This window comes from Luteolibacter yonseiensis (assembly GCF_016595465.1).
Lineage (GTDB): Bacteria > Verrucomicrobiota > Verrucomicrobiia > Verrucomicrobiales > Akkermansiaceae > Luteolibacter > Luteolibacter yonseiensis.
This window is the reverse complement of record NZ_JAENIK010000011.1, coordinates 1244577-1257032: the sequence shown is the minus strand read 5'-3', so window position 1 is coordinate 1257032 and position 12456 is coordinate 1244577. Positions and strand designations below refer to the sequence as shown.

Annotated in this window: 9 protein-coding genes; 3 read left to right on the top strand and 6 right to left on the bottom strand. The window is 61.8% G+C overall.

Annotated elements, in window-relative coordinates:
* Positions 1-15: 15 nt before the first annotated feature.
* Together JIN84_RS14970 and JIN84_RS14965 are read right to left on the bottom strand one after the other, a co-directional pair.
* A complete protein-coding gene (locus tag JIN84_RS14970; protein ID WP_200351849.1) occupies positions 16-414 on the bottom strand; it encodes a GxxExxY protein in 399 nt (132 codons plus the stop codon).
* A 56-nt stretch (positions 415-470) separates the two neighbouring features.
* Positions 471-1565 (bottom strand): homocysteine S-methyltransferase family protein, encoded by a 1095-nt coding sequence (locus JIN84_RS14965; protein ID WP_200351848.1) that lies wholly within the window; start codon positions 1563-1565, stop codon positions 471-473.
* Positions 1566-1700: 135 nt separating this feature from the next.
* On the opposite strand from JIN84_RS14965, the gene JIN84_RS14960 reads away from it, so the two are divergent.
* Both JIN84_RS14960 and rlmN read left to right on the top strand, forming a co-directional pair.
* Positions 1701-2678, top strand: coding sequence for an SRPBCC family protein (locus JIN84_RS14960; RefSeq protein WP_200351847.1), 978 nt, complete (start codon positions 1701-1703; stop codon positions 2676-2678).
* A gap of 260 nt (positions 2679-2938) precedes the next feature.
* Positions 2939-4021, top strand: a complete 1083-nt coding sequence (rlmN, locus tag JIN84_RS14955) for a dual-specificity RNA methyltransferase RlmN (RefSeq protein ID WP_200351846.1) — start codon at positions 2939-2941, stop codon at positions 4019-4021.
* An 87-nt stretch (positions 4022-4108) separates the two neighbouring features.
* Here the strand turns inward: rlmN and JIN84_RS14950 are convergent, their stop codons facing one another.
* The 4 genes from JIN84_RS14950 to JIN84_RS14935 all read right to left on the bottom strand — a co-directional run bounded on the left by JIN84_RS14950 (position 4109) and on the right by JIN84_RS14935 (position 9686).
* Positions 4109-4828: an RNA polymerase sigma factor gene (locus JIN84_RS14950; RefSeq protein WP_200351845.1), complete on the bottom strand. Its 720-nt coding sequence runs from the start codon at positions 4826-4828 to the stop codon at positions 4109-4111.
* A complete protein-coding gene (locus JIN84_RS14945) occupies positions 4825-5376 on the bottom strand; it encodes an ankyrin repeat domain-containing protein (protein ID WP_200351844.1) in 552 nt (183 codons plus the stop codon). Before JIN84_RS14945 ends, JIN84_RS14950 begins: the two co-directional genes overlap by 4 nt.
* A gap of 105 nt (positions 5377-5481) precedes the next feature.
* Positions 5482-5964, bottom strand: coding sequence for a PH domain-containing protein (locus JIN84_RS14940; RefSeq protein ID WP_200351843.1), 483 nt, complete (start codon positions 5962-5964; stop codon positions 5482-5484).
* Positions 5961-9686: a protein kinase domain-containing protein gene (locus tag JIN84_RS14935; protein WP_234043475.1), complete on the bottom strand. Its 3726-nt coding sequence runs from the start codon at positions 9684-9686 to the stop codon at positions 5961-5963. The genes JIN84_RS14940 and JIN84_RS14935 overlap by 4 nt, the downstream gene beginning before the upstream one ends.
* An 849-nt stretch (positions 9687-10535) precedes the next feature.
* On the opposite strand from JIN84_RS14935, the gene JIN84_RS14930 reads away from it, so the two are divergent.
* On the top strand, positions 10536-12380 hold the full coding sequence (locus JIN84_RS14930) for a beta strand repeat-containing protein (RefSeq protein WP_200351841.1): 1845 nt from the start codon (positions 10536-10538) through the stop codon (positions 12378-12380).
* The last annotated feature ends 76 nt before the right edge of the window (positions 12381-12456 follow it).

Here is a 12456-nt window from a genome sequence, read left to right as displayed (position 1 = left end):
GGAAGAAGCGGAGGATTAATGAGGGAAATTGATGACGTGGCGTTTGATTCCGTCTTTGAGGAGGATCACGTTGAAGTTGATCAGCAGGCCGAAATTCATCCGGGAAAGGCGCATGTAGGTATGGAGCTGGGCCTCGTGGATCGGGAGGATGGCCGCCACGGTTTTGACCTCGATAACGACCGATTCGTCAACCAGAAGATCGATCCGATAAGCATCCTCATCAAGGAGTTCGCCCTTATAGGAAACCGCGGATTGACCCTGCCTCCGTGAAGGGATGCCTCTCAGCGGCAATTCCCTTTGAAGCGCGGCCTCGTAAACCCGTTCCAGCAGACCCGGCCCGAATTCACGATGAACCTCCATCGCCGCATCGACGATCTGCCCCGACAACTGGTTCAATTCATCTCTCGTTTTCATGGCTCTGTATTCTCTGCGTCTTCCTCCGCGATCTCCGCGTCCTCCGCGTTTCGATTTCAACGAACCACCGGCACCTCGCGCGGGGCGAATCTGGCGACGGCCTGGGCGATGGCGGCGACGTGCTCCGGAGTGTTTCCGCAGCAGCCGCCGGCGAGGTTGAGGAGGCCTGCTTGGGCGAACTCGGCCATGTAATCATACATGTGCTTCGGTTCGAGGTCGAAGCCGGTGGGCGCGAGAGGGTTCGGCAGGCCCGCGTTCGGGTAGCAGGAAATGGCGGCCGCGGCGCAGGCGGAGAGTTCCTCGAGGTGGGGACGCATCAGGTCCGGGCCGAGCGAGCAGTTCAGGCCGATGGCCAGCGGCTTGGTGTGGGCGAAGGCGTTCCACAGCGCCTCCACCTTCTGCGCGGAGATCATCGTTTCCCCACCCAGCCCGACGGCGGCAGAGACGATCACGGGGAGACGCGTCTTGTCTTCATCATAGACTTCCTGGATGGCGACGACGGCGGCCTTCGCATTGAGCGAATCGAAAATCGTCTCGACCATCAGGATGTCACAACCGCCCTCGATGAGGCCTCGGATCTGGTGTTTGTAGGCGGCCAGCACCTGGTCGAAGGTCACCACCCGGAAGCCGGGGTCGTTCGCGTCCGGCGAGTTCGTCAGGGAAACGGTGAGCGGCCCGATGGCTCCGGCGACGTAGCGCTTGCGGCCTGTGTCGGTGCCGATGTCGTCCGCCCATTTCCGGCAGAGGCGTGAGGACTCGACGTTCATCTCCCATGCGAGGTCGTTGAGGAAATTGTTCTCGAGGATCTTTTGGAAAAATTCGGGATCCTTGCGTCCGCCGTGCTCGCGCGGGTCCTCAACGAAGAACTCGCTCTGCGCGATGCCGGTCGCGGAAAAGGTGTTGGTCTCGCAGATGTCCGAACCCGCCTCGTAGAAGCGCTTGTGGATGTCTCCGATGACATCGGGCCGGGTGATGGACAGGATGTCGCCGTTGTTTAATAGATCCTTGTCATTGTCCGCATAACGTTCCCCGCGAGCCTCCGCCTCGCTCAGGCCGTAGCCACGGATCGTGGTCCCCATCGCTCCGTCGAGCACGAGGATTCGTTCGGAAAGGGCGCGTTGGAGTTCTTCGGTGGGATCGGCCTGCGGCATGGCCACAGCCTAAGCACGGACCACAGGCTTTCAAGAAACAAATCGTCATATCCGGATATGACGATGGGTTATCCATCAAACCCTATTCCAATTTCTCTCTTGCCATTTCACATATTTCAATATTTACTGAAATATATGAACGAAGAATCCTCGCCAGCACCCGGCCCGATGGTATCCATCATCCGTTCACGCGCGTTTTCCATCCTCGGCCCCGGCCCCCTCGGGTTGGCGATGTGCTACCTGAGCATCGGGGTTTTCGGAAATTACGGCGGTGTCCTTTTCCTCGGGCTGCCACTGCTGGTTTCGTTCCTCTCCGCCTTCTTTTTCAACTTCCGCCGGGATTGTGGCTTCGGTGCCTCCTATGCGGGGTCGGTCGCGTCCGTCACCGTGCTCGGCCTGCTCATCATCATCGTCGCGATGGATGGCCTCATCTGCCTGCTGATGGCCCTGCCTCTGGCGATTCTCCTCGCGCTGCCCGGCACCGCCCTCGGCAGACTCGCAGGCCGTGCGGCGCTTGGCCGGGCCTCTTCCATGCTGCCGCTCGTCCTCATCTTCCTGTTTCCCTGCCTCGTGGCGTTTGAGGATTCCCGCTCCCCGCGTGCGCCGCTCCGCTCCGTGACCACCTCCGTGGAGGTCGGGGGCTCGCTGCCCGAAGTGTGGAAAACCGTGACCGCCTTCCCACGCATCGACGCCCCGCCGGAAGGAATTTTCCGCATGGGCATCGCCTACCCCATCGAAGCGACCATCGAGGGCACCGGGGTGGGAGCCATCCGCCGCTGCACGTTCTGCACCGGAGACTTCGTGGAGCCGGTGACGGTCTGGGATGAGAACCGCCTGCTCGCGTTCGATGTGATCTCATTCCCCGCCCCGATGACCGAGTTCTCGATCTACCGCCACATCGATCCACCCCACCTTCACGGTCACCTGGCATCGGAGAAAGGCCAGTTCCGGCTCGAGCGGAGAGGAAACAAGGTCCTGCTGGAAGGAACCACCTGGTACCGCCATGAAATGTGGCCGCAGTGGTACTGGATCCCCATGACCGACCACATCATCCACAAGATCCACCTCCGTGTGCTCGACCACATCAAGGAAACCGTCGAGAAAGGCGGCTGACCAACCCACCGGCTCTTCCCGATTTGACATAAAACCAGTTTCACGGAACTATTCCCACGTGAAAACCGCGCCGGCATGACTCGTTCACACCGACACCTGGCTCGCCCTCACATTCAAGCTCCGCTCCTTTCACGAGGCCGCGAGATCCGCGCTGCGGGCATGTGATCCAGATTCGCCAGTCCCCCGGCCTCGAACTCCATCTGCTGGCGGAATGACGTTTTTGTTCGCCAGCGCGTCTTTCTTCGCACTATTCCCAGCCCATGCTTCCCGCACTCACCGGCCAATCCCCCGAATCCCTCGCCACCTGGCTCAAGGAGGCGGGCGAGCCGGCGTTCCGTGCCGCGCAGATCCTCGAGTGGGTTTGGAAGAAAAAAGTCACGTCGTATGACGCGATGACGAACCTGCCCGCCACCCTGCGTTCGAAGCTGGCGGAGGTCTTTCGCCTCACCTCTCTGGAGCACTCCACCACCCAGGGCTCCGCGGACACCACCCGCAAGTTCCTCTTCCGCCTCCACGACGGCCGCTATGTGGAAAGCGTGCTCATCCCGGCGAACCCCGCGCTCTACGGCGAAAAATCCGACCGCCGCACGCTCTGCGTCTCCTCCCAGGTCGGCTGCGCCTACGGTTGCAAGTTCTGCGCGTCCGGCCTCGCGGGCTTCACCCGGAACCTCGACGCCTCGGAAATCGCCGGACAGGTTCTCGCCGCCGAACAACTCTCCGGGGAGCGCGTCGATTCCCTCGTCTTCATGGGCATGGGCGAGCCGATGGCGAACCTCGACAACCTCCTCGCCGCCATCTCCCTCATCACCGGGGAAAAAACCCTGCACCTCGGCGCGCGCCACCTCACCATCTCCACCTCCGGCCTCGTCCCGCAGATCAAGAAACTCGCCGAGCACCCGCAGCAGATCCGCCTCGCCATCTCCCTCCACGGCGCCACCGACGAGGTCCGCCAGCAGATCATGCCGGTGAATAAAAAGTGGCCCGTCGCCGAACTCTTCGAAGCCCTCGACTACTGGAACTCCCGCAAGAACCAGAAGCTCACCCTCGAATACATCCTCATCCAGGACGTCAACGACTCGCTCGAACAAGCCGCCATCCTCGCGAAAAAGGCCCGCAAGCTCAACGCGAAGGTGAACCTGATCCCCTACAACACCGTCGAGGGGCTCGAATGGAAACGCCCGCCGAACAACCACTGCAAGGCCTTCCAGCAGGTCCTCCAGAACGCAGGCGTCACCGCGAACCTCCGTCTCGAAAAAGGCCACGACATCGACGCCGCCTGCGGCCAGCTCCGACTCAAGCAGGAAACCGCCGAAGGCATCATCGAAGCCCCGGCGAAACGGTAGAGACCTATGAAAGATGAACGTGATAGATGACGGATGAGTGGCAGACTCTTCATTCGTTGATCATCGATCACATTCATCCCTCATAGATCATGTGAACGCTCCCAACAAAACCGCCAGTTCCTCCTCCACCATCGCCGGGTCCGCCAGCGTATCACCCACCTCGCGGCGCAGCAGTTCGCGGTAGCGCTTCCTCAACCGGTGCACCGCCGCACGCAGCGTGCCCTCCTCCATGCCCAGCTCCGCCGCCCGTTCCGCATGGGAGATCTCCCCGCGCCCGGTGGTGAGAAAATCCTTGAGCTGCTCGAAGCGCTCCGCCCTGCCCTCCGCCACGCATTCCTCCCGCAGCCGGAGAATCACCCTCTCCAGCAGCGCCACCGCCCACTCGCGGTCATACGCCTCGTCCGGCGATGGGTTCCCGTTGTCGGAGACCTCGAATTTCGTGTCCGCGCTCTGCCAGTCCAGCGACAGATGGGTGATCGCCCCGCCACGTTTCAACCGCCCCGCGCGGTCCCGTTCGTTCGCCAGGAAATTCTTCAGCGCCGCCAGCAGGAACGCGCGGAACCGGCCGTTCTCCTCACGCAGTCCCGCGAAATCCCGCCGGGCCAGCAGTCTTGCGAAGAACGCCTGCGTGAGGTCCTCCGCATCCTCCTTGGCAAATCCGTGCCGCCGGACATACGCGTAAAGCGGAAACCAATACGCCGTGCAAAGCGACTCCAGCGCGGCGTCCACCTGCGGCGACTCCCCTCGCCCCGCCGCCCGCACCAGCGTCCAGCGCGTCGTCGCGAAAAATCCATCCCCCACGCTCATGGCAGCGATCCTTCGAACCCGCCGTGCAACAGCAGCCGCAGCACGTCATTCTCCCGCAGATGCCAGCTCGCCCACGTCAGGGGCGACTCGCCATGAGCGTCCCTCGCCGCCTTGTCCGCCCCGGCGGAAACGAGGATGCGGATCATCTCCACATCCCCATAGGCCGCCGCCCGGTGCAGCGGTGTCTCACCACGCGTGCGGATGTCCCTGGCGAACGACTGCGTCACCACACCCGGCACGGTCCTGCGGTTCACCTCCGCCCCCGCCGCCACCAGCAGTTCCACGATGCGCGTGCGCTCCGCATCCCGCTTGGTGATCGCCTGGTGCAACACCGTTTCCCCCGTCGGTTCGTGGCAGGCATCCGCATCCGCTCCCCTCTCGAGGAGGAATTCACAAGCCTCCGCCTTGCCATGATACGCCGCCGCTTCCAGCGCGGAGGAGCCGTTCGGCCGGGCGTTCACCCCGGCTCCACGGCCCAGACAGGTTTCCATCCGTTTCAGATCGCCGTCCCATGCGGCGTCCCATAGTTCTTGTGCGAGTGATGACATATGTTGGGTTTCGAGTGAAGAGGAAGATATGTTTTCGAGCCGGGGCACCGGCATTATAGGTCCTATAAGGAAAGGCAGAAGTCCCCGTGTGGCACCGTGGTATCCCTATCCATTTCCTTTTGACAACGCATCTACAAAATCCTCCGGCTCGCCCGGGGACACCACCACCGTGCGCTTCTCAAACCTCAGCACCACCGTGCGATCCAGGTCCGTCACATACGCCCTGAAGGTGCCCATGCCGCTTTTCCAATACCAGCCCGTGAATGAAAACCCGCCGCCGTTCCCGCAGGTGCGGATGGAGCGGGACATCGCCCTCGGTTCCACGGTCGCCGACATCAGCCCCTTGCGCGACAGCCGGGTTTTCCAGAACGGACGGCGGATCAGGATCGCCTCCTCCGTGACCTCGTAACCCAGCACCATGAACGGCAGCAACGCCGCCACGAACACCGGCAGCAACCACCCGGAATCAAACCGGGGTATGACGTCCGGCAGGATCAATGGTCCCGCGACCAGGCCGATCGTCAGCAAGACGAGAAACCCGGAGATGACTTTCAGAGCTGTGCCCCACGGGGCCTTGTATGTTTTCATCGGATGAAATAACCGGAGGATTTCCACACTCCGTTGGTTTCCTTGGTGAAGAAGACCGTTTCCACGGCACTTTTCTTATTAACGAATTCCGTCTCGAACCGGATCACCCGGTGCTCGCCATCCGGCATGCCGGGCAGTTGCCTCACGTCCTCGCTCTTGATCAATTTCCTCGAGACCACCGCGCCCATCGGTGTTCGGAACATCACCATCGCCTCCTTCCACTTCTCTTCCGACACCGCCTTTTTCACCATCTCCGCGGACGTGGCATAACACTCCGCATAACTTCCCGCGTCCATTTTCGCGAGCCACTCCGTCACCCCGTCCTCCGCGTTCCCCGCAAATGACAGGTTCCAGATTCCGGTGTTCTGGCAAAGACCGATGATCTCCGTCACCGATTCATACCGTACTCCCGCATCGGCGCTGATGGACACCTTGGCATCCTCCGACTTCTCCCGAAGCGCCTTGAGCGCATCCTCCAGCTCATTTCGGGAAACCGCCGCTCCATCCAGCTTGAATGAGCCATCCGCCAGCACGTGCAGCCTCATGGTCACAGACGAGGGCTTGACCACTCCTCCCCATTGGCCCGGCTGGATCACCAGCAGGTCGGTGAGATCGTAAACCGAATCCGCGTTCACCTGCGCCCCGATCTCGCAGAGTACCTCCCACGCCGGCCGGCCGTCGAACTTCCGCGGCTCACAAACCACATCGCACCAGGGCCTCGCCTCCAGCGGCCCCCTGCCGATCAGGCGCACCTTTCCATCCGGAGACTGTGCGGCGATCCTTCCCGCAGCCAGTTCCACCGTGAGTCCCAGAGTATCCAGCGTGACGGGGTAATCCAGGCGGGAACCCTCCCGTGGGGAAACCACCCACCTCCTGCCATCCGCAGCCGGACGACACTGGTAGGGCGTGCCCTCCGTCAGTTGCTCCAACAGATCCCGCTCGGACACCGCCGTGATCTCACCATAATACCGGGTCTCGTCGGTCACGGTGGTTTCCGGCATCTGATGCCTCCTCAAATCGACCAGCCGTTCCCTTTCACGAAGCGTCATCCTCCCGGCGATCTCCTTCATCTCCAGCTCCGCCTGCAGGTCGGAATAGCGGATTCCCCCCTGCCCGTCGCCCTTCCTCCCGCCGACCTCATGGCAGATCCGCAGAGCCAGTTCCCGCCGGATCCGCTGGATCATCATCTGCATCGTGTCTCCACCGCAATCGAAACGATATTTCACCTCCCCCGCCGCGGAAGGCCGGGGCGGGCGGAGCATCACGTGACGGGCGATTCCAAGCAGTTGATCGACGGCTTCCAACTCGTGTTTCAGCACCGCCATTTCCGGATGGTTGTCGAGATACTTGCTCGAAGCTTCCTTGATGCGGTTTTGAACCGATTCCCGCCGCCGCTTGAGCACCTCCACGTAGTCGCCCCCACGCGCGGTCGGATTCGCCCGGATGAAATCATCCACCGCCAGCGCGGCCTTTTTCACGTCCGGATGGTCTGGCAAATACATCTTCCTCAGTTTGATGGCGGCGATCTCCAGATCCACCATTCGCTCTTGCAACGAGGGTGGAGCCTCCTCCGGCACCCCGTCCTTCCCGGCGATGACTTCTTTCAAGGCGTCCGCCGGGACTTTCAGCCGGATGTAGTTCGGATGCTTCTCGCCCAACCCTCCATCCTTCAGCTGCATCATCCGCTCCTCCAGATCCCGCAGCCTTCCCGCCGCCAGCTCGCGGCACCGGGCGTCCGGCATGTCCGGCATATCGGGGTAAGCCGCGTTGAAGCGGGCCAGCTTGTTGCGTTTCGCGATCCGATTCGGGTGAGCTTCTCCCAACCCGGCGGCCTCCGCGGCCGACAGCTCCAGCACGAGATCGAGATACTGGTTCGCAATTCCGTCGGTGGTGTTTTCCGATTTCTCCGAGTTCTGCGAAATGGCCGTCCCGCTGGTTTCGACCGCCGCCGGTGGAGAGGTCACCGCCTCGCCCATCGTCACATACGCCAACACCGATCCGCCGACAGCCAGGCCGATCGCGGTCACCACCAACAACAGGGCGATAACGAGCAATGCCGGGAACCGCCCTCCGGCCGCCGCGTCCTTTGGTTTTTCCGGAAACATGCGCTGCAGCACACCCATCACCGCCAGCGCCATCAGCGGGGAAAATAGCAGGCCGGCCGCGCCGCCGATCATGAGCAACACCGGCACGTTCGGCGAAATAGGGGTTTCCCGCATCACCTGCGGATCCTCATGCACGATCACGTGGTATGCGGCATTCCGCCGGTAATTCACCGCCAACGCTTCCGCGATATCGAAGGTATCCCGCATCCTGGTATGCCGCACCCTCACGCTGATCAGGTCCGTGCCACGGAGATTATCCGTGTTCACGATGCCTTTGAGAATATCGACCACCGATTCCCGCGGAAGACCCCACTTTTCCGCCAGCCCAAGCTCGTCCGCCACCGTGGCGAGTGCCGCCGCGGACTTGATCTTGTCAACCTCGGCCCGGAACAAACGGCCGCTGACCTCCTGACCATCCCGGGGTTGCAGTTCGATGAGCGACTCCGCCTCCCACTTCTTCGGTACGAGATAGGCCACTCCCGCTCCCACCCCCAGCCCGATCACCGGACCGAGCACCAGCATCACCAGAAACATCCACCACCAGCGGCGGACCATCCCGCGCTTCGGCAGCGGTGGTGGCGGCGGCACAGGTGATGGGCCAGATGGCAGTTCTTCCAGCACCGTGCGGAATTCATGCGCCGTCTGGTAACGCCGCTGCGGATCGCTGTCCAAGGCGCGCAGCACCATCTCGTCCAGACGCACATCGATGCGGACCTTCCTCGACGGTGCCTGCAGGTCCTTGCCCGGAAGCTCGCCGGTGAGCATCTGATAGAAAACCACCCCAAGCGCATAGATGTCCGCCCGGTGGTCCACCTCCGCCGGACTGCCCATTTGCTCCGGAGCCATGTACTGCGGCGTGCCGATGACCTTCTCCCCCAGGGTCGCATCCGCCTGGAACCGCTGTTCCCCCGCCCCGCCGCCACGCGACCCGTCATCGGCGGAGGCCGCATCGCCCACCACCTTCGCGATCCCGAAGTCCGCCACCTTCACCCTGCCCAGCCGGTCCAGCAGGATGTTCTCCGGCTTGATGTCGCGGTGGACGATCCCCTGGTCATGCGCGGACTGCAACGCGTCGCAGATCTGCGGGACGATGGCCAGCGCCTCGCGCGGCGAGATGCGGCCCGCCTTCATCAGCTGCGCCAGATTCAACCCGTCCACGAACTCCATCAGGATGAAATACAGCGGCTGCTCCGGCGACGCCGTTTTCCCGAACTCATGGATTGTCACGATGCCCGGGTGGTTCAACCGCGCCAGCGCCTTCGCCTCCCGGGCGAACCGTTCGGAAAACCCCGGCGTGCCACCGATGGCGGGCGGCAGGATCTTCAAGGCCACCACCCGGTCCAGCTCCTTCTGCCGCACCTTGTAAACCGCCCCCATGCCCCCCTGCCCGACGAATTCCAGAATCTCGAACTGCGGGAAAAGCCCCTCCAGCTCCCCGATGGGTGGCAGATGGAACGGCGGTGAATCCCCCGCCAGGTCCCCCGCCAGGTCCCCCGCCAGGTCCCCCGCCAGGGTGTCCGCCGCCACGCCCTGCTGCAGCAGAGCCGCGGGATCAAGCCCGGCGAGAGTCGGATGGGGAGGGTTCAGCATGGCGTCTTCGCCCGGGATTGTGTCCATACCCCCACCAGAAGCAATGCGCGGAATTCGTTACCGGAAATCTGAAACTATTTTTTCCTTCAGGCGCGCAGCCCCGCCCAACCATGCCACGCCATGTGGACCGCCAGCACCATCAGCAGCCTCGTGGCGGCGATTTCCACCGCCACGCCTTTCCATCAATCCCTGATCGTCGCGCCATTTCAAAACCGGCGTTGAAGGAAACGGGGATCGGCGCGTTGGAATACCTATTTTCGCATGAACCTCGGGGGGTGGCGATTCCGACGCTCATTGTCGGACGATCTTCAGAAACGGTTTCCGGCGAGACAAACAGATATGGATTTCCGGAATCGAGGCGAGCCCGGCGGTCGGAAGCCCGCTTTCCACTCGCCGACAGGCGTGGAAATAAAAAAAGTTTCCATCATCTTCCCGATCCGGTTTTGAACGGACCCGGGTGATCCATATGTCCCAAAAACGGACATATGGAAATGACATTCCTTGCAGTTGCTGGTGTCCGACTATACATGCTTCGCCGGATGCGTAGATGACTTGTGTTCAAATCGGAACAAAATCTCATTTCATCTAACAAGACAAACCATGGCTTCGACCGCAGCCTTCAAATTTGAATTTGACGTCACTCCGGCATTTCTGATTGCGTGCGAATGGTGAATCGCGAACCAATCTCATTCCGACTGATGCGACCCTTCACACTGCCAGGAAAATAACGTCATGGCGGACGGAAAGAAACGGAAGATTCACACCCAACCCATCAACCCACACAGATCCCGCCGCTGATCGACTCTGTTAGATAGTCAACCCCTTTGCCCTGGCACCACCGTGCCTTTTCACAACGACCCATCTCCTATAACAACCATGAAAACCACAAGCCATAATCCGTTCCTGTCCGCTGCCATCAGCCTGACGATCAGCCTTCTCATCTCCGGTCCCGCGATGGTCCGGGCGGCGGCAACCCTCAACTCCAGCGATGTCTTCGTCGTGACCGGATCCCCCGATGGAAACGTCATCCTGCCGGGCAACGTGAGCCTCGCCGGAGGCATCGATATCGGAGCGACGACCTATTCCGCGCTCCAGATCGACTATTACGGCGGATCCTCACACACGGCGGTGTTCGGCACCTCCGAAGCTAGCAACGATTTCGTATGGAAGGACAATCTCGCCGCCACTCCGAGGAACAAGATGTGGCTCAATGACAACAACGTTCTCACCCTTTACAAGGCGGACGGCAATACGAGCGGCTTCTCCTTCGAGCCCGACTCAGGCATCATCACCCTGCCGGCCACGGGTGGCAGCATCAGGTCCGGATCCACCACGGCCATGAGCATCAGCGGCTTGGGCGCCCTGTCCTTCTCTGTCGCGCCGTCATTCACCGGCGGTCTCCTGATCCCGTCCGGCCAGCTCAATGTGACCGCCACCACCGCCTCCACCTCATCCGGCACGGGAGCGCTCATCGTCGCCGGGGGCATCGGCGTGCTCAAGGATTCGTTCATCAATGGCGTGAGGATCGGCAAGGGGGCGGGGACTGGCAATGGCACGAACACCGCCCTGGGAGTGGACGCCCTGCTGAGCAATACCACCGGATTCAGTAACACAGGACTGGGTGCCAGCGCCCTGAGATTGAACCAGGGAGGATATAACAACAGCGGTGTGGGGGTGAACGCGCTCACCGCGAACACATCGGGAGCGAACAACACCGCCTTGGGCTCATATGCCCTGTATGCGAACAGCTCGGGCTACTACAACACCTCGACCGGTGTCAGCGCGCTACAGTCGAACACCACCGGCGGCAGCAACTCGGCCTTCGGCGATCACGCGCTTTATTTGAACACCACCGCTCACGGCAACTCCGCGTTCGGAAAAGACGCGCTCTATTCCAACCTGGCATACTACAACTCCGCGATGGGTTACAGGGCCCTCTATCTCAACACATCAGGCAGCGGGAACTCGGCGACGGGTGGTTTCGCACTCGCCGCCAACACCACTGGAAGCAACAACTCGGCGACGGGATCTTACGCCCTTTTCTCCAACACCGTCGGCAGCAGCAACACCGCGACCGGTGCCAATGCGATGTATGCCAACACCAACGGTGCTGACAACACGGCATCCGGCGCCATCGCCCTCTATTCCAACGTCAACGGTTCATACAACGTCTCCACCGGGTGGGGCAGCCTTTACTCGAACATCTCCGGCAATTACAACACCGTGGTGGGCTACCGCGCGGCCTACTCCAACACCACCGGCTCTCAGAATACCGCTGTGGGAAGCTCCGCCGGCACGAACAACACGACCGGCAGGCAGAACGTCTTCCTGGGCATCAACGCCGGCGCGTCGCAGGCCGATGGGTCGGCCCCTCTCGCCGACCCCTTTAACAGCGTCTACATCGGATTCAACACGCGGGGAGGAAATGACGACGATGACAATTCCATCGTCATCGGTGCCAATGCCATCGGCGAAGGCGCGAACACCACGGTTTTGGGAAATGCCACGACGGAGAAATCCCATCTCTTTGGACAGACCACCCTCACCAACACTCCTTGGAAAACACGGGATCCGCTGGTTCCCGCCGTGGAGGACCCGACCACCTCGCCCGATGACAACGGTGGCGAAGCCCTGGTGGTGGAAGGACACGCCGTGCTGGCCGGAAAAGTCACGCTCAGCGTGCCACAGGGCGACATCCTCATGGGTGAGTTCGGCAACTGATAACCACCCCGTAGGGGATCTTCGACAGGCGGGCGCGGGTCCGTCCTGCCGGGTTCCGGCAATCCACCTCCAAGCC

What these genes read in the sequence shown, in the direction of transcription:
- JIN84_RS14970 (WP_200351849.1), bottom strand. Translation starts at nt 414, where the DNA reads ATGAAAACGAGAGATGAATTGAACCAGTTGTCGGGGCAGATCGTCGAT.
- JIN84_RS14965 (WP_200351848.1), bottom strand. Translation starts at nt 1,565, where the DNA reads ATGCCGCAGGCCGATCCCACCGAAGAACTCCAACGCGCCCTTTCCGAA.
- JIN84_RS14960 (WP_200351847.1), top strand. Translation starts at nt 1,701, where the DNA reads ATGAACGAAGAATCCTCGCCAGCACCCGGCCCGATGGTATCCATCATC.
- rlmN (WP_200351846.1), top strand. Translation starts at nt 2,939, where the DNA reads ATGCTTCCCGCACTCACCGGCCAATCCCCCGAATCCCTCGCCACCTGG.
- JIN84_RS14950 (WP_200351845.1), bottom strand. Translation starts at nt 4,828, where the DNA reads ATGAGCGTGGGGGATGGATTTTTCGCGACGACGCGCTGGACGCTGGTG.
- JIN84_RS14945 (WP_200351844.1), bottom strand. Translation starts at nt 5,376, where the DNA reads ATGTCATCACTCGCACAAGAACTATGGGACGCCGCATGGGACGGCGAT.
- JIN84_RS14940 (WP_200351843.1), bottom strand. Translation starts at nt 5,964, where the DNA reads ATGAAAACATACAAGGCCCCGTGGGGCACAGCTCTGAAAGTCATCTCC.
- JIN84_RS14935 (WP_234043475.1), bottom strand. Translation starts at nt 9,686, where the DNA reads ATGGACACAATCCCGGGCGAAGACGCCATGCTGAACCCTCCCCATCCG.
- JIN84_RS14930 (WP_200351841.1), top strand. Translation starts at nt 10,536, where the DNA reads ATGAAAACCACAAGCCATAATCCGTTCCTGTCCGCTGCCATCAGCCTG.